A 23,391-nucleotide genomic window follows, 5' to 3' on the forward strand; every position below is an offset into this window, starting at 1 on the left:
GCGCCAGCACCTAGGCTGGGTGCAGTCAGGGGGACGAGCACCGACTCGTACGAACAGGGGGCATCCATGACCGAGAACGACCAGGGGAACGTGCCGAGCAGGCAGCGGAAGCGGTTCCCCGGCATCTCCTCGCGGGCCTACGAGCATCCGGCGGACCGTTCGGCCCTGGTGGCCCTGCGGAAGCTCAGCGGCTTCGACACGGCCTTCAAGGCGCTCAGCGCGCTGCTGCCGGAGCGCAGCCTGCGACTCCTCTACCTCTCGGACTCCGTCCGGGTGAGCGACGCGCAGTTCAGCCATCTCAACGACATGCTGAGGGACGCCTGTTACATCCTGGACCTGGAGAAGGTCCCGCCGATGTACGTCGTCCAGGACCCGAAGCCCAACGCGATGTGCATCGGCCTGGACGAGCCGATCATCGTGGTCACCACCGGTCTGGTGGAGCTCCTCGACGAGGAGGAGATGCGGGCGGTCGTCGGCCACGAGGTCGGGCACGCGCTCTCCGGGCACGCGGTGTACCGGACGGTCCTGCTCTTCCTCACCAACCTGGCGCTCAAGGTCGCCTGGATCCCGCTGGGGACGGTCGCGATCACGGCGATCGTGACCGCGCTGCGCGAGTGGTTCCGCAAGTCGGAGCTCTCCGCCGACCGGGCCGGGCTCCTCGTCGGCCAGGACGTGCAGGCCTCGATGCGCGGCCTGATGAAGATCGCCGGCGGCAACCACCTCCACGAGATGAACGTGGACGCGTTCCTCGCCCAGGCCGACGAGTACGAGAAGGCCGGTGACCTGCGGGACTCGGTCCTGAAGATCCTCAACGTGCTGCCGCGCTCGCACCCCTTCACCACCGTCCGGGCGGCGGAGCTGAAGAAGTGGTCGGAGAACCGCGACTACCAGCGGATCATGGACGGGCACTACCCGAAGCGCTCGGAGGACAAGGACACCTCGGTCACGGACTCGTTCCGCGAGTCGGCGGGGCACTACGCCGACACGGTGCGGACCAGCAAGGATCCGCTGCTGAAGCTGGTCGGGGACATAGCCGGCGGCGCCGGTGACCTGGCGGGCGACCTGGGCGGCCGGCTGCGCAACCGGTTCGGCGGCCAGGGCGGCCAGAAGACGGACGGCTCCCCGGCCGGGGACGGCAAGGGCGGCGACGGTCCGTCCGGGGACGGCACCTCCGCCGGGGGCGGTCAGAGCGAGGGCTGAGCGCTCGGCGCCAGCGCTCCGCACAGCGCGGGGGCGGCGGGCCGGGCGGTGGCGTACGGGTCGGTGACCGCCGGGCCGGTGCTCGCGTCGGAGGCCCGCGTCCCCGCGAGGAGCGGCTTCAGGGAGCCCGTGGTGTCGGCGCCGCAGGCCTGCGGCCCGGCCTCCACGGTGCTGGTCAGGAGCTCCGCGCGATGCATGCGCAGGTCCTCGCGGTCGAAGCGGAAGTGCACCACGCGGTGGACCGTGAAGAGGGACGCCGCGGCGACCGGACCGCTGCCCCGGGAGGCCGGGCGGAGGGCGTAGGTGTACGTGTGGTCCGCGGTGACGTCCAGGGTGTCGGGGCCGGTCTCCTCGAAGCGGAGGGTGCCCTGCACCCGGGCCGCGGGCTCCGCGAGCGCCACCTGCCGGGGGTCGAAGCGGACCAGCCAGCCCGCGAGGGCGTGCCGGCCGTCGTCCGCGGGGGACTCGACGCTCCGGTCGAACTGTTCCTGCTGGTCCGGGTCCAGGAGCAGGCGCGGGGGCCGGACGGTCGCCCCGGTCAGGACGTCGGGCTCCAGCGCGGAGGCCACCAGGTAGTCCTTGGCGATGCTGAGACCGGTGACGACCTGGCTCTCGGCGAAGTGGGAGGTGCGTCCCGCGACGGGCAGGTTGATGCCCGCGGCGCCGGTGCGGTACTCGGCGGCCGGGCTGTGGGCGAAGAGCTGGGCGGGCGTGCCGCCGGGGACGGTGCCCCGGGGGGCGAGCGGGACGACGGTGGTCCGCAGGGGCTCGGCCCGCTGGTCGACGGGGGGCATGTACGGGTTGCGTACGCCCAGATAGATTGCGGTGCCGAAGGCGAGGAGGATCAGCAGCACCAGCAGGACGGCCTGGCGGGACCCGCTCCGGTGCTCCCAGGAGGAGCGGCTGCGGACGGCGCGGGCGTGCTCGCCCATCCGCTCCTGGGCCGAGAACTCCTGGAGGTGGGCAGCGCGAATGAACGCCTCGTCGAAGACGACGGATCGGTATTCGTCCTCACCACCGCCGGGGAACCCCTCGGGCGTCCCCTCAGGCGGGTCGCCACGCCCTGCCATACCTTCAGGGTAGGTCTGCGGGGGCTTCGGTAAACGCCCAGGTACACGACAAGTTCGGAAGAATTGCGCCGTCAGGGTGTCCCGGCGCGCGCGGGCGCCCAGGGAGTGTCCGGTCGCACGGGCCGGGCGCCCCTTCTCCGGCCGGCTGCGTCTATCGGGGTGACACCGCGCCGGCGGGAGACACGGCCGGGGCACCGGCCGGGTACCCGGGCGCGGGGGCGGGGGCCTGGGCGGCCGGTGGGGCGGGGTTCGGGTTCGGTGCGTCGACGCCGGTGGTGGCCGGCGGCGGGACCTGGTCCTCGTGGTTGGCGGCCGCGCCCCGGTAGACGGCGCTGAAGGCCAGGGCGACCATGCCGACGCCCATGACGAGGGCGAGGACCCAGGCGACGGGCCGGAGCCAGCGGGCCCTGCCCCGGTAGGGGCGCAGGGCTCCGCCGTGGCGGCCGTAGGGGCTGGCGTCGTCGCCGACGTCGTCGGGCTCGTAGGTGAGGCCGGAGGGCTCGTGGCCGTCCTCGTAGGGGTCTTCCTCCACGGATCCGCCGCCGGCGCGGGCGCGGGCGGCCTCGGCCTCCGCACGGGCCTGGGCGGCGGCGAGGAGCCGCTCGACCGCGGTGGGCTCGTGGATGGTGGCGGCCCTGACGAAGTCCTCGTCGAAGACCACGTCGGCGTGGACCTCGTCGGCGCCTCCGCGGTCGACAGAGTCCTCGGGGTCCCCGCCGTCCTGGAACGGCCTGCCCCCCACGTCGTCCGGCACGGATTCAGAGTAGACCCGGAAGGTGGTTTTGGGCAGGGAGAGTGCGAAGCCTCCCTGCCCGTACCGCCCCGTACCGAAAGGAGGGGTTACCGCACGTGACCGTCGCCGGTGACGATGTACTTGGTCGAGGTGAGCTCGGGAAGGCCCATGGGGCCCCGGGCGTGCAGCTTCTGGGTGGAGATGCCGATCTCGGCGCCGAAGCCGAACTGTCCGCCGTCCGTGAAGCGGGTGGAGGCGTTCACGGTGACCGTGGTGGAGTCGACCAGCTGGGTGAAGCGGCGGGCCGCGGCCTGCGAGGTGGTGACGATCGCCTCGGTGTGACCGGAGGACCAGGTCCGGATGTGCTCGACGGCCTTGTCGAGCGAGTCGACGACCGCGGCGGCGATGTCGTACGACAGGTACTCCGTCTCCCAGTCCTCGGGCGTGGCCGGGACGACGGTGGCCTTGGTGCCCTCGGCGAGGGCGAGGACGCGCTCGTCGGCGTGGACGGTGACGCCGGCCTCGGCGAGGGCGGCGAGCGCCCTGGGGAGGAAGGCCTCGGCGACGTCCCGGTGGACGAGGAGGGTCTCGGCGGAGTTGCAGACGCTGACCCGCTGGGCCTTGGAGTTGATCAGGATGTCGACGGCCATGTCGAGGTCGGTCTGGGCGTCGACGTAGACGTGGCAGTTGCCGGTGCCGGTCTCGATGACCGGGACGGTGGACTCCTCGACGACCGTCTTGATCAGGGAGGCGCCGCCGCGCGGGATGAGGACGTCGACGAGGCCGCGGGCGCGCATCAGCTCGCGGACCGACTCGCGGGACTCGCCGGGGACGAGCTGGACGGCGTCGGCGGGCAGTCCGGCGCCGCCGACGGCGTCGCGCAGGACGGTCACCAGGGCGGTGTTGGAGGCGTACGCGGAGGACGAGCCGCGGAGCAGGACGGCGTTGCCGGACTTGAGGCAGAGGGCGGCGGCGTCGACGGTGACGTTGGGGCGGGCCTCGTAGATGATGCCGACGACGCCGAGGGGCACGCGGACCTGGCGCAGGTCGATGCCGTTGGGGAGGGTCGAGCCGCGGACGACCTCGCCGACGGGGTCGGGCAGCGCGGCGACGTCGCGGACGTCGGCGGCGATGGCCCGGACGCGCTCCGGGGTGAGGGTCAGTCGGTCGATGATGGCCTCGCTGGTCCCGGCTGCGCGGGCCTTGGCGATGTCCACGGCGTTGGCTTCGACGATCTCGGCCGTACGGACTTCGAGGGCGTCCGCGATCGCGAGGAGCGCGTCGTCCTTGGCCGCCCGCGGGAGTGGCGCGATTTCGGCGGCGGCGCCACGGGCCCGGTAGGCGGCCCGGGTGACCGGGGAGAGGTTGTCGAGGGGCGTGAGCGAGGTCATGCCCGCAGGGTACTGGCACCCCTGCGGACATCCCTCACGTATCCCGCACTCCGAGACGTAACCCCGTGGGGCGGGGTGGGCGCCGTCAGTAGGGGTGGACGCCGACGGGGGCGGCGGGTGGCGGGCCGTAGCCCTCCGCGATCCGCTGGTGGTAGGTCTCGCGGTCGATGACCTCCAGGCCCACGATCTCCCACGGCGGCAGCTTGGCGGTCTGCCGGTGCTCGCCCCACAGGCGCAGGGCGACGGCCGCCGCGTCGTGCAGGTCGCGGGCCTCTTCCCAGTACCGGATCTCGGCGTGGTCGTTCGCGTAGCGGCTGGTCAGCAGGAAGGGGTGGTCGTGGGCCAGCTGTTCGAGCCCGCGCCGTACCTCCTTCAGCGGTGACTCCACGCCCGACACGCTGAGGGTGATGTGCCAGAGCTTGGACACCGGCCGTTCCTCGCGTGTCTCGGTGGTGGTCTCGGTCTTCCTGTCCGTGGACCTGTCCCGAGCCTCGTCGAAGTCGGCTCCGGCCTCGACACTGGTCAGGGCGCGTTCGGCAGTCCCACGGGGCGGTGCCCCTGGGCGCGCTCGTCTCACCGGCGGCCTCCTGTGTGATGCGTGTGGTGCTGTACCCCGCCTTGTCTTACCCCCGAGACAAAGTTGACCAGTCCGAGGCGGCACATGGGGCGGTTTTGGTAAACGTCCCTTCCGGATGGCCAGACTTTCAGCCGTTTCGGCGTCCGCCGTCCCCGCGGTCGACGCCGGTCGTCTCAGGGGTTGGCATCCGCCGTCTCAGCGGATGACGACCAGGTCGTCGCGGTGGACGACCTCGCGCTCGTACTCGGGTCCGAGGTCCTTGGCGAGCTCGTGGGTGGAGCGGCCGAGCATCCGGGGCAGCTCCTTGGCGTCGAAGTTGACGAGGCCGCGTGCGACGGCCCGGCCGGAGGTGTCGCGGAGTTCGACGGGGTCGCCGGCCACGAAGTCGCCCTCGACGGCCGCGACACCGGCCGCGAGCAGGGACTTCTTGCCCTCGACGACGGCCCGTACGGCTCCGTCGTCGAGGCTGAGGGAGCCCTGCGGGGTGGAGGCGTGGGCGAGCCAGAGCAGCCGGTCGGCGGAGCGGCGGCCGGTGCTGTGGAAGTACGTGCCGGTGTCCCGGCCGCCGAGGGCGTCGGCGGCGCGGCTCGCGGAGGTGAGGACCACGGGGATGCCGGCGGCGGCGGCGATGCGGGCCGCCTCGACCTTGGTGACCATGCCGCCGGTGCCGACGCCCGCCTTGCCGGCCGTGCCGATCTCGACGTGCGCGATGTCCGCGGGGCCGGTGACCTGGGCGATCCTCGACGTGCCGGGCTTGGACGGGTCCCCGTCGTACAGGCCGTCGACGTCCGACAGGAGGACGAGCAGGTCGGCGCGGACGAGGTGGGCGACGAGGGCGGCGAGCCGGTCGTTGTCGCCGAAGCGGATCTCGTCGGTGGCGACGGTGTCGTTCTCGTTGACGACGGGCAGCGCGCCCATGGCGAGGAGCTGGTCCAGGGTCCGGTACGCGTTGCGGTAGTGGGCGCGCCGGCTGGTGTCGTCGGTGGTGAGGAGGACCTGGCCGACGCGGACGCCGTAGCGGGCGAAGGAGGCGGTGTAGCGGGCGACGAGGAGGCCCTGGCCGACGCTGGCGGCGGCCTGCTGGCGGGCGAGGTCCTTGGGGCGGCGGGTGAGGCCGAGCGGGGCGAGACCCGCGGCGATGGCGCCGGAGGAGACGAGGACGATCTCCTTCTCGCCGCCGCTGCGGACCTTGGCGAGGACGTCGACGAGGGCGTCGACGCGGTCGGCGTCGAGTCCTCCGGAGGCGGTGGTGAGCGAGGAGGAGCCGACCTTGACGACGATCCTGCGGGCCTCCGTCACGTACTGCCTTGCCACGTCCGTCTGTCCGGTCACCTGCGTCGCCACCTGCGTCGTCCTCACTCGGCTGTCCCACGCGCCGCGCGGGCTCCCCGGCGCGGCTGCCAGGCAATCTACGCGAGGCGGGAGGGCTGCCGCTCGTCCGTTTCGCTCCCTGGACCCGAGGCGGAGGAGGACCCTGCGGAGCCGCGGGGCACCAGGATCCGCTGGGAGATCAGGTAGGTGAACGGGATCGCGACGACGGCCGCGACGAGTGGCGCGATTCTGTCGTCCATTCCGGCCCAGGTGACGAGGGCGTAGAGCCCGACGCTCTGCACCAGGTAGTTGGTGACGTTGGTGAGCGGGAAGAGGGCGAACTTCTTCCAGGTCGGCCGGGTGCGGTAGGTGAAGTACGTGTTGAGGAAGAAGGAGCCGACCATGCTGAGGAGGAAGGCGAGGGAGTACGCGGCGAAGTACGGCATCCACGGGTGCAGGAGCAGGTAACAGCCGAAGAAGGTAGCGGTGTTGACCCCGCCGACCAGGGCGAACCGGAAGATCTCGGCGAGCCGCGCCCGGCGCGCGGCGGAGCCGGCCCCCGGGTCCGTCCCCATCAGCGGTCCCGCTCGGCGGTGGCGACGCGGATGCGCTCGGCGGTGGCGCGCTCGGCGGCGGAGCGGCCGAAGGAGCGGTGGGTCTCCTTCACCAGGAAGTGCGGCCGCCGCTTGGTCTCGTAGTAGATGCGGCCGATGTACTCGCCGATCAGGCCCAGCATCACCATCTGCACGCCCCCGAGGCCCGCGATGATCGCGACCAGCGTGACGTAGCCGGGGGCGGTGACGCCCTGGGTGATCGCGGCGACGGTCACCCAGACCGCGTAGAGGGCGGCGAGGCCGGTGAGCATCATGCCGAGCCAGAGGGCGATGCGCAGCGGGCGGTTGTTGAAGGAGATCAGCCCGTCCATGCCGTAGTTGAGCAGGGAGCTGAACTTCCACTTCGTCTCACCGCCCTCGCGCGCGGCGTTCTGGTAGTCGAAGGTGACGGTGTCGAAGCCGATCCAGGAGAACAGGCCCTTGGAGAAGCGGTTGTACTCGGGCAGCGACAGCAGGGCGTCGACGGCGGGCCGGGACAGCAGACGGAAGTCCCCTACGCCGTCGGTGAGTTCGACGTCGACCCAGCGGTTGACGGCCCGGTAGTACACACGGCTGAGGGCCGTGCGGACCTTCTTGTCGCCCTCGCGGGTGCGCCGCGCCATCACCTGGTCGTGGCCCTGGTGGTACAGGTCGAGCATGCGCGCGAGCAGCTCCGGCGGGTGCTGGAGGTCGGCGTCCATGATCACCACGGCGTCGCCGGTGGACTTGCGCAGGCCGGCCAGCATGGCGGCCTCCTTGCCGAAGTTGCGGCTGAAGGAGGCGTACTGGGTCTGCTGCGGGTGCCGGGCGGCGATCTCGCGGAGTCTGCCCAGCGTTCCGTCGGAGCTTCCGTCGTCGACGTAGCAGATCTCGTATCCGACCGGGAGTGCGTCGAGCACCTGTCGCATCCGCGCGTCGAACCGCTCGATGACGTCTTCCTCGTTGTAACAGGGGACGACGACGGAAAGCCTGGTCATGGAACGGTCACTCCAGAGGGATGGGCGAGAGGACGTCCCGAGGGACTGGAAGGACCGCCACCGGACTCTCCTTCGAGCTGCGCCGCCACGGTACGGCGGAGCGGTGGCCGCCCGGCGTCGCCCGAGTGACCGCCCCTGGTCGGCATGTCGTCCATGGAGCAAAGCATGCGGGGAAGATATTGATGTACGTGGCTTTTTCACCCATTTGTCACCCGTAGGGGCGACACGCCACGGACCTTGGCCAGCTGGAGCGATGACCGGTGAGCAGGACGACCATCCCGGAGCACGGTGACGCGCACATGTCGAACGACGCAGAGGACGGGAGAGGGAAGGACGACCCCGAGGGCCCCGCGGGAGCGGAGGACCCGGCCGGGCGCCGGGAGGGCGGTCCGCGGCGGGTGCTGCCGTGGATCGCGCTGGTCGTCGCCGCCGGAGCCGGGGCGCTGCTCTCGGTCGGCGCCTTCCTCGGGGTCTACGTGCGCCCCACGTCGGACGACTGGTGCGCCCTCTGGAAGAGCCGCGACCTGGGCCCCCTCGGGATCACCTCGGACTTCTACCGCACCCAGAACGGGCGCGTCACCAACGCCTTCCTCACCGGCCTGCTCTACTCCGACGGGATGCGGGGGCCGAAGCTGCTGCCCGCCTTCCTGGTCCTCGCGCTGGGCGCGGGCCTGTTCCTCCTCGCCCGGGAGGTGCTGCGCGTCCTGCGCCTGCCGTTCCCGGTGGTGGCGACCGCGGCGGCGGTCCTGACGACCGAGGCGCTGCTGTTCCTCGCGGGGACCCGGTCCTACCAGGTGCTGCTGTGGGCCCCGGCCACGATCTCCCACACGCTCCCGGGCGTCGTCGGCGTCTGGGCGGTCCTGTCCGGGGTGTGGGCGGCCCGCAGCCACCGGCCCTGGGCCCGGTCGGCCGCCGTCGGTTCGGCGATCGCGCTCGGCGCGGCGGTCGGCACCCTGAGCGAACCCTTCGTCGCGATGTCCGGGCTGGTCGCCGCCACGGCCGGTGTGCTCTGCCTCCCGCGGCTGCGCGTCACCTCCGACCGCTTCGCGTCGACGTGGTGCGCCGCCTGGTGCGTCGGCCTGCTGATCGGCGCGGTGGTGCTGTACACCTCCCCGGGCGCCCGCTGGCGGCGCGCCCAGCAGCCCGAGCGGCCGCTGTCCCTGAAGGAGCTCGGGGCGACGCTCCACGACTGGCTCCGGATCTGGGAGACGATCGGCGGCCAGTGGGCGTACGCGGGCGCGGGCGCCGCGGGGGTGCTCCTCGGCCTGGCGGTGGCGCTCGCCGGCCGGCGTCGCGCCCCCCGGGCCGCGGGCGGGCCCTCGCGCGGCACGGTGCTCGTGATCGCCGTCCTGCCGGTGCCGCTGATCGCGCTGGGGAGCCTGGTGACCGTGTACGGCCTGCGCGGGGGTTACGGGGCGGGCGGCTGGACCTACGCGCGCGCGTGGACCGGCTTCCTGATGCCGTTCCTGGTGGCGCTCTGCGGTTACGGAGTGTGGCTCGGCCACCGGATCGGGCGGCGCCCGGGAGCCCGGTCCGCCCTCGCGGCGGCGGCCGCGGGGGTCGCGGGGATCGTCGCGGTGGCGGGAACGGCCGCCCTGGTCGCCCCGACGCGGACGCTGACCACGACGACCGTGGCGCGCAGTCTGGCCTGGGACCGGCAGGACGCCCGGATCCGCGCGGAGGCGGCGGCCGGCCGCACGGTCGTGACGTACCGTCCGCTGGTCGTGGGCGGCCTCGCGGAGCCCCTCTTCACGAACGCGTACGCCCGGGACTGGGTGGCGCAGTGCGCCGCCCGGTATTACGGGGTGGAACGACTGGGCCGACCGTGATTCGTACACTTCTGCGAAGGATGACAGGCCGTAACGGATGGTGAACGCCAGGTAGTTTGAGTCGTGGGTGCAGCAAAGACAAGTGAATCGAGGTGCACGTGCCTGACGTCTCCGTTGTCGTCATCGCCTACAACGACGCAGAGCGTCTGCCGACGGCCGTACGGTCGGTCCTGGAGCAGACCCTGCACGGAGTCGACGTCGTGATCGTCGACGACTGCAGCAAGGACGACACCTTCGCGGTCGCCCAGGCGCTCGCCGCCGCACACCCGGACCGTGTCAGGGCGTTCCAGCTGCCGCGGAACAGCGGCGGCTGCGGCGCGCCGCGCAACTTCGGCATCCGGCAGGCCACCGGAACGTACGTCATGTTCCTCGACAGCGACGACGTCCTGGAGCGCAACGCCTGCCGCAACATGCTCGCCGCCGCCGAGGACACCGGCGCCGACCTCGTCTCCGGCCTCTGCGTCCGTGTCCACCTGGACAGCCGCAACCGCAAGACGACCGAGTGGTACCCCTGGCTCTACTCCGGGACCCGGACGATCGAATCGATCACCGAACTGTCCGACCTGCTGGTCTTCGACACGCTGTCGACGAACAAGTGCTACCGGCGCGCGTTCCTCCTCGAAGAGGGTCTCGAGTTCCCGGTCGGCATCCACTACGAGGACCTGCTCTTCTCGGCCCAGGCCTATGTCGCCGCGCGCCGCATCACCCTCATCCCGAACCACGTCTACTACTGGAACGTGCAGGAGAGCGCCTCCGCCAAGTCGATCAGCAACCGGCGCCACGAGATCGCCAACTTCGTCCACCGGATGGAGATCCACCGGCGCGTGGACGCGCTCCTGGAGAGCAGGGGGTACGACGAGCTCAAGTACCGCAAGGACATCAAGTTCCTCAAGCACGACCTCGTCCTGCACCTGCGCGACCTGCCCCTGCTCGGCGACGACTACCGGCGCGAGTTCGCCGAGGTGGCCAACGGCTATCTCGCCGAGATCGACCCCCGGGCGTACGAGGAGGTGAAGCCCCTGCACGCCATCTGCGCCTACCTCCTGAGCAAGGAGGACTGGACCCACCTCCTCCCGGCCACCGACGCGCTCACCAACCCGGGGCGCCTCACCACCGCGCTCGCCGAGCGGGACGGGCGGGTCTACTGGTGCGCCGAGCACCTGGACACCGAGCAGGGCCGCCGCATCCTGGACGTCACCGACGCCGGCTACGACACCCGTCCGCTCACCGCGCTCGCCCTGGGCAACCGGCTGACCTCGTACACGGGCTCGGGCGGTGTCGTCGAACTCGCCGGACGCGTCGTCAACCCGCTGGGCCGCATCTCCCCCGACGCGGAGCTCGGCGCCGTCCTGGAGATCTCGGCCCGGCGCAGCGTCAGCGGGAAGGCCGCGCACGTCCCGGTCACCGCGGTCCGCCACGCCGGGGACCGGATCGAGTGGGAGGGCCGGGTGGACATCGCCCGCAGCGTTCGTCCGCTCGGCATCATCGACGCCGTCTGGGACGTCCGGCTGATCCTCACCGTCGACGGCAGCAGGCTCAGGACCCGGGTCTCGGTCGGCGGCACCCCCATCGACGAGGCCGCCCCCGTCCGGATCCGCCCCCGGCTGACCCAGCTGGTCTCCGACCGCTTCGTCCCCGAGGTCACCCGGAAGGGCAACCTGTCGTACGTGCTCGGGGCGGAAGGCCGGGCGGCCGTGCGCACCTCGGCGGCGATCGAGGGCGCCATGCACGGGCGCGCGGCCGGCCTCGCCAAGACCGGGCTGAAGCGCCTGCTCCACGCGAAGCGCAACCTGAACTCGGGAGAGACCAAGCTCCGCCTCTACCACGGGCTCTACAGCAGGCTGCCGATCCGCAAGGGACTCGTCGTCTTCGAGAGCCACCTCGGCAAGCAGTACAGCGACAGCCCCAGGGCCATCTACGAGGAGATGCGCCGCCAGGGCGTCGCCTTCCAGGGCGTCTGGTCCTACGCCGGCGCCCGGCCGACCGGCTTCCCGGAGGACGCCGTGCTCGTCAAGCGCTGGAGCAGGCCGTACCTGCGGGCGCTGGCCCAGGCCGAGTTCTGGATCGACAACCAGGGCTTCCCGCTGCGGCTCGCCAAGCGCCCCGGCACCACGTACATCCAGACCTGGCACGGCACCGCGCTCAAGCGCATGGGCTTCGACGAACCGCACACCAAGTCCCGCGGCCTGGGCACCCAGCAGACCTTCCAGAAGGCCCTGGACCGCTTCGACCACTTCCTGATCCGCGGCGAGCACGACCGGCGCACCCTGGCCAGGGCCTTCCGGCTCCGCGAGGAGGTGCTGCTGCCCGTGGGCTACCCGCGCAACGACGAACTCGTCGCGACGCACCGGCGGGAGGCGGCGACCGGCACGCGGGAGCGCGGTCCGCTCGCGGACGAGCTGGGCATCGACCCCGACAAGACCGTGCTGCTGTACGCGCCGACCTTCCGTTCCGCGCCCGGCGGGAAGGTGCGCGCCTTCCTGCCCCCGCTGGACGTCGAGGCGTTCGCCGAGCGGTTCGGGGACACCCACACGCTGCTGATCAGGACGCACTACCTGAACAGCGTGTCGCTCCCGCCGTCGGTCCGGGGACGGGTCGTGGACGTCTCGCGCCACCACGACGTGACCCCGTTCCTCGCCCTCGCGGACGGGCTGATCACCGACTACTCCTCCGTGATGTTCGACTACGGGCTCCTGGACCGCCCGATGGTCTTCTTCACGTACGACTACGAGGAGTACGCCAGGGAGAACCGCGGCACCTACTTCGACCTGAAGGAGCGTGCCCCGGGGCCCGTGGTGGCCACGGAGGAGGAGCTCTTCGGCGTGATCGCCAACCTCCGGGACGAGGCCGACCTCAAGTACGCGGCGGCCCGGCAGCGGTTCAACGCGGATTTCAGCGAGTACGACCGGGGCGACGCGGCCCGGCGGATCGTCGCCACGTTCTTCACCGGGGGCGGGAAGTGACCGAACTGCTTCAGGAGGAAAGGGAAGTGACCGAGCAGAGCACCGTGCCCGGCGGCCGTGACATCTTCATCGTCTCCAACAGCGTGGACGAGATGGGCGGCGTGACCACCTGGACCCACCAGATGGCCCGGGAGTTCACCGCCCGGGGCCACCGCGTCCACGTCATCGGGATCACCCCCGCCCCGGCGGGGCGCGAGCACGTGTTCCCCGACCCCCTGCCGTACGCCACGACCACCCTGTACGACGCGCATCCCCCGCAGCTGCGGCCCTGGCGCGGCCTGCGGTGCAGGCTCAACGCCGTGGAACGCCGCCGGCACGCGGCCCGCGCCGCCGGGATGCGCACGCGGGCCGACCGGATGACGGCGCTGTTCGCCGCCGCCCGGCCCGGCGCCGTCCTGATCGTGACCCAGGTGTGGGCGATGGAGTGGGTGTCGCTGGCCGACACCGCGGGGCTGCTGGTCATCGGCATGAGCCACGAGTCGTACGCCGCCAGTGCCGCCACCTCACGGCTCTCCCGGGTGAAGCGGCACTACAAGGACGTCGACCGGCTCCTCATCCTCACGCCGGGCGACGCGGACCGCTGGATCCGGGCCGGGATGGACAACGTGGGCCACATGCCCAACGCCCTGCCCTTCATGCCCGCCCTCCCGGCACCCCGCGCCGAGAAGGTCGTCGTCTCCGTCGGCCGCCTCTCGCACGAGAAGGGCGTGGACATACTGCTCGACAGCTGGGCCGAGATCGCCGCCCGCCACCCCGCCTGGACACTGCGCATCTACGGCACCGGGGACGAGGAGCAGCGGCTGCGCGCCCGGACCACCGAGCTCGGCCTGGACGGATCCGTGGAGTGGAAGGGCCGTACCAACGACGTCCTCGGGGCGCTCTCCGGAGCCTCGGTCTTCGCCCAGGCCTCCCGCGCCGAGGGCTTCCCGATCACCCTGCTCGAAGCGATGGCCACGGGGCTGCCCTGCGCCGCCTTCGACTGCGCACCCGGGGTGCGGGAGATCATCAGCGACGGTGAGGACGGTCTGCTCGCGCGGCTCGGCAACACCGTGGAGCTCGGTGGCCACATCAGCACCCTGATCACGGACCGGGAACTGCGGGACCGGATGGGTGACGCCGCGTTCGAGAACGTGAAGCGGTACGCGGCCGACGAGATCACCGACCGCTGGGAGGCGCTCTTCGCCTTCCTGGAGCGCTGAGGGACCGTACGGAAAGGGCCGGGGAGTCGTGACTCCCCGGCCCTTCTCGTGTGTCTCCTAGACGGTCGCGCCGCGGCGCGAGACCCAGCCGGCCCAGGCCGACTCGATCATGTCGCGCACGTCGTGACGCGCCTTCCAGCCCAGCTCCGACTGGATGCGGTCGGCGGCGGCGACGACCCGGGCGGGGTCGCCGGGACGGCGCGGGGTGACCAGGGGCTCGGTGGTGTGCTCGGTGATCTCGTTGATCAGCCCGACCATCTCCGTGACGGAGACGCCCTCGCCCCGGCCGATGTTGACCGTCAGGTCGCGCGGCTCGCCCGCCTCGGACCAGTCCGCGAGCTTGAGCGCGGCCACGAGGTGCGCGTCGGCCAGGTCCTCGACGTGGATGTAGTCACGGATGCAGGTGCCGTCCGGCGTCGGGTAGTCGTCGCCGAAGATGCGCGGGGACTCGCCGGCGTCGAGGCGCTCGAAGACCATCGGCACCAGGTTGAAGACGCCGGTGTCGGCGAGCTCAGGGGCCGCCGCACCCGCCACGTTGAAGTACCGGAGGCAGGCGGTGGACAGGCCGTGGGCCTTGCCGACGGCACGGACCATCCACTCGCCGACGAGCTTCGTCTCGCCGTACGGGCTGAGCGGCAGGCACTCGGTGTCCTCGGTGACGAGGTCCACGTCGGGCATGCCGTAGACGGAGGCGGAGGAGGAGAAGAGGAAGCTCTTGACGCCGGCCGAGACCGCCGCTTCGAGGATCGTCCGCAGACCCGTCACGTTCTCGTGGTAGTAGAACAGCGGCTTCTCGACCGACTCGCCGACCTGCTTCTTGCCGGCCAGGTGGACGATGCCCTCGACCTGGTGCTCGCGCAGCACCCGGTCGAGGAACTCGCGGTCGAGGACCGTGCCCTGCTCCAGGACGATGCCCTCGGGGACACGCGCCGGGTTGCCGGTGCTGAGGTCGTCGACCACGACGACGCGCTCGCCGCCCTCGGTCATTGCTTTGACGACGTGGGAACCGATGTAACCGGCGCCGCCGGTGATGAGCCAGGTCATTCCGACAGTGTAGTCACAGCCTCCGGGCCTCCCCGGGGCCGCGGAAGTGGCCCCGGACACGCCGGAGCCCCGCCCGGACTCGTGGTCGGGCGGGGCTCCGGCGTGCCGTGGGTCTAGCGCTCGATCTCCGCGAACGCCGCGTCCCACTGGTCGAGGACGTGCGGCAGTGCCAGGTGCGCGACGTGCTCCCGGCCGGCCTTGCCGTACCGGTGGCGCATCGCGTCGTCGTCCATCAGCTCACCGAGCGCGGCGGCGAGCCCCGGCACGTCGGCCGGCGGCACGAGGGTGCCCGAGACGCCGTCCGCGACGAGCTCCCGGACTCCGCCGGAGACGTCGAAGCTCACGCACGGCACGCCGCAGGCGGCGGCCTCGGCCAGGGCCATCGGCCGGCCCTCGCGCTCGCTGCTGATCGCGACGACGGACAACTCGCGGTAGGCGGCGGCCATGTCCTGAGCCGTGCCGCGGAAGACGACCTGGTCCGCGACGCCGAGGTCCTCGGCCCGCATCCGGAGCTCGCTCTCCAGCGGACCCTCACCGAAGAGGTGCAGCTCCCAGCCGTCGCGGCCCTGGTGGGCCTGGGCGAAGGCCTCGATCATGCGGTCGTAGCGCTTGATCGGGTCGAGCCGGCCCACCGCACCGATCTTGCGGGTGTCGAGCGGGGCGAGCTCGTCCGGGAAGAACGGCAGCGGGTTCGGCATGACGCGCACGTTCGGCACGCGCTGGTTGACGAACTCGACGGCGTCGCCCTCGGAGAGCACCAGGGTCTGCTCCAGCGCCGGGTAGTGACGCCGGATCAGCCCCAGGTTGGCGCTCCGCTTCGCCTGCGCGAAGGACTCGTGGTACTGCCCGATGCCCTTGAGGTGACGCCACTTCAGCGGCATGACCCAGTCCACCGCCCAGGGCGAGCCGAAGACGATGTAGCCGTCCTCGACCTCGGCCAGCTTCCGCTCGAACTCCGCCCGCGCGTCGTCGCGGTCGGACCGGGCGCGGCGGGCGTCGGCGCGCCGCGCCAGGCTGATCCGGTCGCCGACCGTGCGCACGGGCGGCTTGGGCTCGGAGGGGGCCGGGTAGAGGGTCGAGTGCCCGTACGCGCGCGTGGCGTTGTACGGGAACGGCTCGGGGCTGGGCCGGATGCCGATCAGCTCGACGCGGTGGCCCCGCTCCCCCATGCCCTGGGCGAGGGTGTGCAGCACCCGCTGGGATCCGCCCATCGAGTCGACGTCGATGCCGACGAAGAACACGTTGCGGACAGGGGAGGCCTCAGTCATGGGTGCCGCCTTCGAAAAAAGCGTCGACCACCATCTTGCTGGCGTGGCCGGTCTCGTACGAGCAGAACATTTCCTGGAAGCGCGCGTAGCGCTGGGCGTGGCGCTCCTGGGTGCCCTCCAGGTCCCGCACGGCGGCGGCGAGGTCCTCGGTGGTCTTCACCATCGGGCCGGGCGCGATCTCCTCGAGGTCGTAGTACGTACCTCGGTCGCCGCCCTTGTACGCCTCGTAGTCGTCCGTGTAGAGCAGGATCGGGCGGCCGGTGTTGGCGTAGTCGAACATCAGCGACGAGTAGTCCGTGAGGACCGCGTCCGAGGCCAGCATCACGTCGTTGATGTCGGCGTAGGAGGAGCCGTCGCGCAGGAAGTGGCCCAGCTCGGGAGCGATCTTGAACCGGTCGTACGGGTGGGTCCGCACGATGATGATCCACTGGTCGGACAGGTGCGGGGCCAGCGCCTCCAGGTCCACCCGCACCGACTGTCCGGTGCGGCGGGCCGCGTCACGGAACGTCGGGGCGTAGAGCAGGACCTTCTTGTCGGCCGGGACGTCGAGGGCCTCGCGGACGGCGGCGGCCCTGGCCTGCTGCTCGGGCTCGGCCCAGCGCACCAGCACGTCGTTGCGCGGGTAGCCGGACCGGATCAGGTCGGCCGTGACCTCGAAGGCCGGGACGAAGGTCCGCTCGAACTCGGCGCTGGGGCAGACGAGGGCGTCCCAGCGACCGACGGCGGCGCGGAAGCGGCCCTTCTCGATCTCCGACGCGCCGCGCAGCGAGGGCACGTCGAAGCCCATCGCCTTGAAGGTCTGGCCGTGCCAGGTCTGGAGGTAACGGGTGCCCTTCGGCTTCGGGTACAGGTACGGCAGGTTGTGCGAGTCGACCCAGTGGGTGGCCCGCGCCAGCGCACGTCCGTACGCGAAGCTTCCGCGCTTGACGAGGGTGACGTCCTCCGGGAAGGACGAGCGGTCGCCGGAGTACGACCAGACCACGTCGATCGGGAGGTTGCGGCGCTTGAGCTCCTCGTAGATGTAGCGAGGGCTGTCCGCGTAACCGCGGCCCTCCATCGCCTCGAAGACGGCGAGTCCGCGCTTGCGTCGCGGAAGCCGGGCCACGGCGTCGTACGTGGTGGCCTTGCCCTCGTTGCCGACGAGGATCTTCCTGACCTTGCCGACCTTGCCCTTGGCCTTGCGGGCGACGGGCCCGAGCGGTTCGAGGGACTTCAGGAAGCCGGACCGCTGCCAGGTGACCTCAAGACGTCCGGCACCCTTCTGCTCCGCCTTGATGCGGAGGTGATGGATGCCGAACCTGTGGTACGTGACGGTGGCGCGGAACTCCGGCTGGTCGTGCTGGGCCAGCAGGATGTCCGTGCGGCGGGCGCCGTCGCGCTCCAGGGCGACCACCGGGTGGCGGCGGGTGGCCACGCCGACCCTGCCGACGGGAACCCTGCGGAAGTCGATCTCGGTCTCGGAGACGTACTCTCCCTCGCCCTGCGGGCGGAGGGTCAGCGGCACCGTCAGCGGCGCCTTGTGCGCGGCCAGCTTGACCGAGGCCTTGGTGTCCTCGGTGATCAGTCCGGCCGGGTCGTACGTGTGGATCTTCAGGTGCAGGACCGGGCCCCGCATCGACACGGAGGTCAGCTCGTGGCGTATTCGGCCGGTGGCGAGCACCTGCTCGCGAATGTGCCAGTCGCTGATGTCCAGCGCGTCCCGGCTCGCGTCGTCGGCGGGGGCGACGGCACCCCAGTAGGTGGTCTCGCCGTCCTCCGTCACGAAGCGCGGGGCCAGCTGCGGCCGGCCCAGCTGGCGGGCGGCGATCTGGAGGTCCTCCAGGCGGCCGGTGCGCAGCAGGTGGATGCAGACGCGCTCCTCGCGGGAGAGCCGGGCGTAGGTCTCGTCGGATATCTCGTCGAGGTACGGGTTCACCACCTCGGCGAACTCGGCGGTCCACGCGAGGTCGCGGAACGGCAGGTCGCCCAGGTACAGACGGAAGTCGTGGCGGAGGAACTTGTAGTCCTTCTCCGCGCGCAGCTCGCCGCGGCCGTTGTCCTCGAACCAGGTGTCGATGAGCCGGGCCACGCCGATGCGGTCCGCGACGTTCTGGATCTTGTGGCGGCTGGAGGAGATGGAGACGCTCTCCGGCGCGAGGCGCCAGGTGTAGACCGACCACGGGACGACGGCGAAGGACTCCGCGAGCGAGAAGGCCTGCGCGGAGAACAGCTGGTCCTCGTAGTGGATGCCCTCGGGGAAGGTGAGGGCGTTGTCCCGGATGAAAGCGGTCCGGTAGAGCTTGTTCGTCGACAGGTGGTCGAAGAAGTACTCCGGCGCCTCGGCGATGCCGTTCACGACCCGCTTCTCGGTGAAGAGGTGCGGGTACCAGAAGCCGGTGGTGTTCGTCTCCTCGAAGAGGCGGGTCACCTCGCCGGTGACGAAGTCGACCCCGGTCTCCTCGGCGACGAGGAGGAGGCTCTTGCAGGCGTGGCGGGGCAGCTCGTCGTCGCTGTCCAGGAACATGACGTGCGGGGCACGGGCGACGGCGATGCCGCGGTTCCGGGGCGCGCTGCAGCCGCCGCTGTTCTGTTCCAGCCGCACATAGCGCACGCGCGGGTCGGCAGCCTCCAGGGAGCGCGCGACTCGTTCGGTGCCATCGGTCGAACAGTCGTCGGCGATGATCACTTCGAGGTTGTTCAGGGTCTGGTCGAGCACGGACCGGACCGCTCGCGGGAGCCGTTCCTCATCGTTGTACACGATGATGACGACGCTCACATCAGGGACGTCGCTAGTCGGCATCCAAGTCCTCTCACAAGTGCGTGCGGCGGCAACTGGCACGTTCCGGGCCAGGCGCGGCGCTGCCTGCGCCATGGTCGATGGCGCTACTGCCTTCAGTGGTGAAAGGTGCCGCCCCCCTCGTTCCGACGAGCGTCACCTGGCGACCGGAAAGACTACCCGGCAGGAGGAATTGTTCCATACCAGCTCTCCCGGACCTTCGGTGATGTTCACCGCATCGCAAACAGCCTCTTGAAGCGTCCCGAAACCACCTGGCGTGCGCCGACGGCACCGCCCGCGAGCCGCAGGACGAGCCCGCGCCGCGCCGAGGCCACGACCTGGACGAGCAGGACCCGGCCGAGCCGGCCGAGCACCATCCCCCGCCGGCCCACGAACCCCTGCGGTGCCCGGACCTCCGCGTTCCCGGTCGAACCGTCCGCGTACCGCAGCTCGGCGCCGAGCGACCAGGCGGCGAGCCGACCCGCGCGGACCAGCTTCCCGGTCGGCAGCGACACGGTGGCCGTCCACCCCTCCTCCGCCGGGAGGAGCGGCGCCTCGGCCGACAGCTCGTCCGCCGAGACCCGTTCCGTCAAGGAGACGCGGACGGCGGTGGGGCCCAGCGCGGCGACGCGTCCGTAGAGATCGTGGACGGTCAGGGTCAGCCGGGTGGACGCCCCGACGGTCACCGCCCCGTCCACGGCCACGGGCAGCTCCCCGGGCGCCAGCTCCGCGAGGCCTTCCAGGGGTACGTCGGCGGGCGCGGCGGACAGGACCGGCGCGCCGTCCCCGGCGCGCGGGTAGGGCGGCACGAGCCGGGGCCGGGGCGCGGCCAGCTCGACGAACCGGGAGAGCTCCCGCCCCGCGGGCACGGTGGGGAGGGCGGTGAGTCCGGCGTGCAGCCAGCGTGACGGGGCCTGGGCCCCGTCGACCGCGGCGGCCTCGAAGTCCGCCAGGTGCGCGCGGGTGACCGTCCACCAGCCGGCCCGGTAGTCGACGGTCCGCTGCGGCAGCTCGCGCAGGTACATGGGGAGGTCGTAGTCGAGGAACTTCGTCTGCGCGGCGCGGGCGAGCGCGGGCCGTCCCGCCGTGCGGAACACGTCGACGACCGCGGCGTGCGCGGCGATCCGGTGTTCCCAGTTGGCCGGCGAGGCGCGGCGCAGCGAGATCGACAGGGTCGCGGCCTGTCGCCGCACGTGCCACACGTACACGGGCACGTCGGTGACGGCGAGCCGGGGGGCGGCGGCCTGCACCCGGGCGCTGAAGACGAAGTCCTCGTAGTGGAAGGCGCCGTCGGGGAAGCGGATGGCGTGCCGGTCGAGGAAGTCCCGGCGGTAGAGCTTGTTGACGGAGAGGGTGTCGAGGACGAACTCGGGGTGCTTCTCGACGCCGTGGAGGACGGTGCCGGGGAGGGTGGCGCCCTGGGACGTGTCGTACAGCGAGGGCGCCCAGACCGTCTCGCGGCCCTCGGGGAGCTCGCGCCGCAGACAGATTCCGGCGACGACGTCGGCGTCCTGCTCGGCGGCGACGGCGAGCAGCCCGTCGACGGCTCCCGGCAGCAGCAGGTCGTCGCTGTCGAGGAACAGGACGTACGGGTGGACGGCGGCGTCGATGCCGTCGTTGCGGGGGGTGCCGCAGCCGCCGCTGTTCTCCCGCCGGATCACCGGGCGCACGCGCGGTTCGCCGGCGAACCCGGCGAGGACCTCGGGCGTGGAGTCCGCGGAGGCGTCGTCGACGACGACGACCTCACCGACCGCCTCGCCCTGGGCGAGCGCGGAACGGACGGCGTCGCCGACGTGTGCCGCGTCGTTGTACGCGATGACGACGACACTGACACGCGCGGTGGCCTGCGGCCGGGGGGTCTCACTCACCCGTGAATCCTACGTGTCCCCCCGAACGGCCACGGGGCGGCCGAGGCCCGGACGGGACCGGCCGGACACCCCGTGGGTGCCCGGCCGGTGGACGCCGCCGCCAGGACGGCCGGCGTCCGGGGAGAGCCGGACGGAAGCGGCGCGCGCCCCGCGTCCGGCCCCTGCCCCACCCGTTAGAACGGGTCGAACTCGTCGTACTCGCGCTGCGCGTCGTCGCGCTCCGCGTCGCGGTCGCGGCGGCGCTGCGCCGCCGGACGCGGGGCCTCCAGACGGTGGTCCTCACCACGGCGGCCGAGCATCTCGGCGCCCGCCATCATCGTGGGCTCCCAGTCGAAGACGACCGCGTTGTCCTCGGCGCCGATCGCGACGCCGTCGCCCGCGCGGGCACCGGCCTTCATCAGCTGGTCCTCGACGCCGAGGCGGTTGAGGCGGTCGGCCAGGTAGCCCACGGCCTCGTCGTTGTTGAAGTCGGTCTGGCGGACCCAGCGCTCCGGCTTCTCGCCGCGCACCCGGTAGACCTCCTCCTGCTCGTCGTACGTGACCGTGAAGCCCGCGTCGTCGACGGCCTTCGGGCGGATGACGATCCGGGTCGCCTCCTCCTTCGGCTTGGCCGCACGCGCCTCGGCGACGATGCCGGCGAGCGCGAAGGAGAGCTCCTTGAGACCCGTACGGGCCACGGCGGAGACCTCGAACACCTGGTAGCCGCGCTCCTCCAGGTCCGGGCGGATCATGTCCGCGAGCTCCTGGCCGTCCGGGATGTCGATCTTGTTGAGGACGACGATCCGGGGCCGGTCCTCCAGGCCGCCGTACTGCTTGAGCTCCTCCTCGATGACGTCCAGGTCGGTGACCGGGTCGCGCTCGGACTCCAGCGTCGCCGTGTCGAGGACGTGCACGAGCACCGAGCAGCGCTCGACGTGGCGCAGGAACTCCAGGCCGAGGCCGCGACCCTGGCTGGCGCCCGGGATCAGACCCGGGACGTCCGCGATCGTGTAGACGGTCGAACCGGCCGTGACCACGCCCAGGTTCGGGACGAGCGTGGTGAACGGGTAGTCCGCGATCTTCGGCTTGGCGGCCGACAGGACGGAGATGAGCGAGGACTTGCCGGCGCTCGGGTAGCCCACGAGCGCCACGTCGGCGACGGTCTTGAGCTCCAGGACGATGTCCCGCGACTCGCCGGGCTCGCCGAGGAGCGCGAAGCCGGGGGCCTTGCGGCGGGCCGAGGCCAGCGCCGCGTTGCCGAGGCCGCCGCGGCCGCCCTGTCCGGCGACGAAGGTGGTGCCCTGGCCGACGAGGTCGGCGAGGACGTTGCCCGCCTTGTCCAGGACGACGGTGCCGTCGGGCACGGGCAGGACCAGGTCCTGGCCGTCCTTGCCGGAGCGGTTGTCGCCGGCGCCGGGCTGACCGTTGGTCGCCTTGCGGTGCGGGGAGTGGTGGTACTCGAGGAGCGTGGTGACCGACTGGTCGACGACCAGGGTCACATCGCCGCCCCGGCCGCCGTTGCCGCCGTCGGGGCCGCCGAGCGGCTTGAACTTCTCCCGGTGGACGGAGGCGCAGCCGTGGCCTCCGTTACCCGCGGCGACGTGCAGCTCGACGCGGTCCACGAAGGTGGTCATGGGTGTGCCTCCAGAGAGTTACGTGCGGAATGTCTATCTAGTAACACGCGAAAGGCGGACCCGCTTCCCGTACGGGAAGTGAGGTCCGCCTCCGCAAAGAGTTCCGATCAGGCGACCGGAACGATGTTCACGACCTTGCGGCCACGGTGGGTGCCGAACTGCACCGCGCCGGCCTGCAGGGCGAACAGCGTGTCGTCGCCACCGCGACCGACACCCGAACCCGGGTGGAAGTGGGTGCCACGCTGGCGGACCAGGATCTCACCCGCGTTGACGGCCTGACCGCCGAAGCGCTTCACGCCGAGCCGCTGGGCATTCGAGTCGCGCCCGTTCCGGGTGGACGATGCGCCCTTCTTGTGTGCCATGTCTCAGTCCCTCTTACTTCGCAGCCGCGGGGATACCGGTGACCTTGATCGCCGTGTACTGCTGGCGGTGACCCTGGCGACGGCGGTAGCCGGTCTTGTTCTTGTAGCGCAGGATGTCGATCTTGGCGCCCTTGTGGTGGTCCACGACCTCGGCCGTGACCTTGATGCCGGCCAGGACCCACGGGTCGCTGGTCACGGCGTCGCCGTCGACAACGAGCAGGGTCGAGAGCTCGACCGTGTCGCCAACCTTGGCAGTGGAAATCTTGTCAACCTCAACGATGTCGCCGACAGCAACCTTGTGCTGGCGACCACCGCTGCGCACGATGGCGTACACGCGGATCTCTCTCTCACTCGGGATCGAAACCTCTGAAGCCAGCCGCTCACACGGGCCCGGGGGCCCGCGGCGTTCCGGAATCGGACGAGCGGCCTCTCCCGACGGGCGGGAGGGAGGTGCTCAGAGGCGCGACGCGTCGATAGACACGCCGACGGTCTAGGTTACGGGCGGCTGCCGCAGAGGGTCAAATTCGCCCGGGTGGGTGGGGGGCGGGCCGGGGGGGGGCGGCCCCCCCCCCCGGGGTGATGGGGGGGGGCGGGGCCCGGGGGTGTTCCGCCCCCGGGTGTGGGGGGGGGGGGTGTGG

General features: G+C 71.7%; 18 protein-coding genes. 4 read left to right on the top strand and 14 right to left on the bottom strand.

Features of this window, described 5'->3' with window-relative positions; all coding sequences use genetic code 11:
- The first annotated feature begins 66 nt into the window (after nucleotides 1-66).
- The gene (locus ACFV2S_RS03505; RefSeq protein WP_385553844.1) at nucleotides 67-1,200 is read left to right on the top strand and encodes a M48 family metallopeptidase; all 1,134 of its coding nucleotides are present in this window, start codon (nucleotides 67-69) and stop codon (nucleotides 1,198-1,200) included.
- On the opposite strand, the gene ACFV2S_RS03510 is transcribed toward ACFV2S_RS03505, so the two are convergent.
- The 7 genes from ACFV2S_RS03510 to ACFV2S_RS03540 form a co-directional block, all read right to left on the bottom strand.
- Entirely contained in the window at nucleotides 1,185-2,270 is a 1,086-nt protein-coding gene (locus ACFV2S_RS03510; RefSeq protein WP_385553846.1) for a hypothetical protein, read from the bottom strand. The two genes, ACFV2S_RS03505 and ACFV2S_RS03510, sit on opposite strands and share 16 nt — an antisense overlap.
- A gap of 151 nt (nucleotides 2,271-2,421) precedes the next feature.
- Nucleotides 2,422-3,024 carry a hypothetical protein gene (locus tag ACFV2S_RS03515; protein ID WP_385553848.1) on the bottom strand — a complete coding sequence of 201 codons (603 nt, stop codon included), beginning with the start codon at nucleotides 3,022-3,024 and terminating at the stop codon, nucleotides 2,422-2,424.
- Nucleotides 3,025-3,110: 86 nt separating this feature from the next.
- A complete protein-coding gene (locus tag ACFV2S_RS03520) occupies nucleotides 3,111-4,394 on the bottom strand; it encodes a glutamate-5-semialdehyde dehydrogenase (protein WP_385553850.1) in 1,284 nt (427 codons plus the stop codon).
- Between the two features lie 85 nt (nucleotides 4,395-4,479).
- A complete protein-coding gene (locus tag ACFV2S_RS03525) occupies nucleotides 4,480-4,971 on the bottom strand; it encodes a hypothetical protein (RefSeq protein ID WP_225799839.1) in 492 nt (163 codons plus the stop codon).
- A 195-nt stretch (nucleotides 4,972-5,166) separates the two neighbouring features.
- Nucleotides 5,167-6,270 carry a glutamate 5-kinase gene (gene proB / locus ACFV2S_RS03530; protein WP_383793078.1) on the bottom strand — a complete coding sequence of 368 codons (1,104 nt, stop codon included), beginning with the start codon at nucleotides 6,268-6,270 and terminating at the stop codon, nucleotides 5,167-5,169.
- 110 nt (nucleotides 6,271-6,380) lie between these two features.
- Nucleotides 6,381-6,857 (bottom strand): GtrA family protein, encoded by a 477-nt coding sequence (locus ACFV2S_RS03535; protein WP_385553853.1) that lies wholly within the window; start codon nucleotides 6,855-6,857, stop codon nucleotides 6,381-6,383.
- Nucleotides 6,857-7,852: a glycosyltransferase family 2 protein gene (locus tag ACFV2S_RS03540; RefSeq protein ID WP_383793040.1), complete on the bottom strand. Its 996-nt coding sequence runs from the start codon at nucleotides 7,850-7,852 to the stop codon at nucleotides 6,857-6,859. Before ACFV2S_RS03540 ends, ACFV2S_RS03535 begins: the two co-directional genes overlap by 1 nt.
- Nucleotides 7,853-8,151: 299 nt before the next feature.
- Between ACFV2S_RS03540 and ACFV2S_RS03545 the strand changes: the two genes are divergently transcribed.
- The 3 genes from ACFV2S_RS03545 to ACFV2S_RS03555 all read left to right on the top strand — a co-directional run bounded on the left by ACFV2S_RS03545 (nucleotide 8,152) and on the right by ACFV2S_RS03555 (nucleotide 13,843).
- Nucleotides 8,152-9,681 carry a hypothetical protein gene (locus tag ACFV2S_RS03545; RefSeq protein WP_385553855.1) on the top strand — a complete coding sequence of 510 codons (1,530 nt, stop codon included), beginning with the start codon at nucleotides 8,152-8,154 and terminating at the stop codon, nucleotides 9,679-9,681.
- A 92-nt stretch (nucleotides 9,682-9,773) separates the two neighbouring features.
- Complete coding sequence (locus tag ACFV2S_RS03550; RefSeq protein ID WP_385553857.1) at nucleotides 9,774-12,644, top strand: CDP-glycerol glycerophosphotransferase family protein; 2,871 nt, start codon at nucleotides 9,774-9,776, stop codon at nucleotides 12,642-12,644.
- A gap of 92 nt (nucleotides 12,645-12,736) precedes the next feature.
- Nucleotides 12,737-13,843, top strand: a complete 1,107-nt coding sequence (locus ACFV2S_RS03555) for a glycosyltransferase (protein ID WP_385554368.1) — start codon at nucleotides 12,737-12,739, stop codon at nucleotides 13,841-13,843.
- Nucleotides 13,844-13,900: 57 nt separating this feature from the next.
- Here the strand turns inward: ACFV2S_RS03555 and galE are convergent, their stop codons facing one another.
- The 7 genes from galE to rplU all read right to left on the bottom strand — a co-directional run bounded on the left by galE (nucleotide 13,901) and on the right by rplU (nucleotide 23,087).
- Nucleotides 13,901-14,887, bottom strand: a complete 987-nt coding sequence (galE, locus tag ACFV2S_RS03560) for a UDP-glucose 4-epimerase GalE (RefSeq protein ID WP_385553859.1) — start codon at nucleotides 14,885-14,887, stop codon at nucleotides 13,901-13,903.
- A gap of 113 nt (nucleotides 14,888-15,000) precedes the next feature.
- Nucleotides 15,001-16,155: a glycosyltransferase gene (locus ACFV2S_RS03565; RefSeq protein WP_385553861.1), complete on the bottom strand. Its 1,155-nt coding sequence runs from the start codon at nucleotides 16,153-16,155 to the stop codon at nucleotides 15,001-15,003.
- Nucleotides 16,148-18,934, bottom strand: coding sequence for a CDP-glycerol glycerophosphotransferase family protein (locus tag ACFV2S_RS03570; RefSeq protein WP_385553863.1), 2,787 nt, complete (start codon nucleotides 18,932-18,934; stop codon nucleotides 16,148-16,150). Before ACFV2S_RS03570 ends, ACFV2S_RS03565 begins: the two co-directional genes overlap by 8 nt.
- 206 nt (nucleotides 18,935-19,140) lie before the next feature.
- On the bottom strand, nucleotides 19,141-20,778 hold the full coding sequence (locus ACFV2S_RS03575; RefSeq protein WP_385553865.1) for a glycosyltransferase: 1,638 nt from the start codon (nucleotides 20,776-20,778) through the stop codon (nucleotides 19,141-19,143).
- A gap of 173 nt (nucleotides 20,779-20,951) precedes the next feature.
- Complete coding sequence (gene obgE / locus ACFV2S_RS03580; RefSeq protein ID WP_385553867.1) at nucleotides 20,952-22,391, bottom strand: GTPase ObgE; 1,440 nt, start codon at nucleotides 22,389-22,391, stop codon at nucleotides 20,952-20,954.
- A gap of 107 nt (nucleotides 22,392-22,498) precedes the next feature.
- Nucleotides 22,499-22,753 (bottom strand): 50S ribosomal protein L27, encoded by a 255-nt coding sequence (gene rpmA / locus ACFV2S_RS03585; protein WP_015033582.1) that lies wholly within the window; start codon nucleotides 22,751-22,753, stop codon nucleotides 22,499-22,501.
- A gap of 13 nt (nucleotides 22,754-22,766) precedes the next feature.
- Complete coding sequence (gene rplU, locus ACFV2S_RS03590; protein WP_015033583.1) at nucleotides 22,767-23,087, bottom strand: 50S ribosomal protein L21; 321 nt, start codon at nucleotides 23,085-23,087, stop codon at nucleotides 22,767-22,769.
- Nucleotides 23,088-23,391: the final 304 nt, after the last annotated feature.

It is taken from the genome of Streptomyces sp. NPDC059695, from assembly GCF_042733785.1.
In the GTDB taxonomy this organism is placed as follows: Bacteria; Actinomycetota; Actinomycetes; order Streptomycetales; family Streptomycetaceae; genus Streptomyces.

What these genes read in the sequence shown, in the direction of transcription:
- ACFV2S_RS03505 (WP_385553844.1), top strand. Translation starts at nt 67, where the DNA reads ATGACCGAGAACGACCAGGGGAACGTGCCGAGCAGGCAGCGGAAGCGG.
- ACFV2S_RS03510 (WP_385553846.1), bottom strand. Translation starts at nt 2,270, where the DNA reads ATGGCAGGGCGTGGCGACCCGCCTGAGGGGACGCCCGAGGGGTTCCCC.
- ACFV2S_RS03520 (WP_385553850.1), bottom strand. Translation starts at nt 4,394, where the DNA reads ATGACCTCGCTCACGCCCCTCGACAACCTCTCCCCGGTCACCCGGGCC.
- ACFV2S_RS03535 (WP_385553853.1), bottom strand. Translation starts at nt 6,857, where the DNA reads ATGGGGACGGACCCGGGGGCCGGCTCCGCCGCGCGCCGGGCGCGGCTC.
- ACFV2S_RS03540 (WP_383793040.1), bottom strand. Translation starts at nt 7,852, where the DNA reads ATGACCAGGCTTTCCGTCGTCGTCCCCTGTTACAACGAGGAAGACGTC.
- ACFV2S_RS03545 (WP_385553855.1), top strand. Translation starts at nt 8,152, where the DNA reads ATGTCGAACGACGCAGAGGACGGGAGAGGGAAGGACGACCCCGAGGGC.
- ACFV2S_RS03555 (WP_385554368.1), top strand. Translation starts at nt 12,737, where the DNA reads ATGGGCGGCGTGACCACCTGGACCCACCAGATGGCCCGGGAGTTCACC.
- galE (WP_385553859.1), bottom strand. Translation starts at nt 14,887, where the DNA reads ATGACCTGGCTCATCACCGGCGGCGCCGGTTACATCGGTTCCCACGTC.
- ACFV2S_RS03565 (WP_385553861.1), bottom strand. Translation starts at nt 16,155, where the DNA reads ATGACTGAGGCCTCCCCTGTCCGCAACGTGTTCTTCGTCGGCATCGAC.
- ACFV2S_RS03570 (WP_385553863.1), bottom strand. Translation starts at nt 18,934, where the DNA reads ATGCCGACTAGCGACGTCCCTGATGTGAGCGTCGTCATCATCGTGTAC.
- obgE (WP_385553867.1), bottom strand. Translation starts at nt 22,391, where the DNA reads ATGACCACCTTCGTGGACCGCGTCGAGCTGCACGTCGCCGCGGGTAAC.
- rpmA (WP_015033582.1), bottom strand. Translation starts at nt 22,753, where the DNA reads ATGGCACACAAGAAGGGCGCATCGTCCACCCGGAACGGGCGCGACTCG.